The 235-nt window shown below is 66.0% G+C and carries 1 protein-coding gene; it reads right to left on the bottom strand.

Annotated elements, in window-relative coordinates; translation table 11 throughout:
- Positions 1-158 (bottom strand): discoidin domain-containing protein (locus ACR9ZK_RS23530; RefSeq protein WP_481344326.1); only part of this gene is annotated, 158 nt, incomplete at its 3' end.
- Between the last annotated feature and the right edge of the window lie 77 nt (positions 159-235).

The raw sequence follows: 235 nt of genomic DNA, 5'->3' as shown, positions 1-235 counted from the left end.
ACAGTTCCGGAGTCGAGCACGATCCTGCTGAAGGTCTGTGGCTGGCCCATGTCGACCTTGATCCACATGCCGTCCTGCTGTGCCTTGCCGGAGCTGTACCGGGAGTCGGCGTCACCGTCGAGCAGGTGCTCAACCACATCGGTGGGCCACGGGCTCACGTCAGACGCCGTCGCGGCCCAACCGTCCAGGTCCAGTGGAGTTCCCAGACCGGTGACGGTGAACGGCGCTCCACCCG

It is taken from the genome of Monashia sp. HAY1-5C (genome assembly GCF_056755255.1).
The sequence above is the reverse complement of the archived record's forward strand: the minus strand, read 5'-3'. Positions and strand labels throughout refer to the sequence as shown.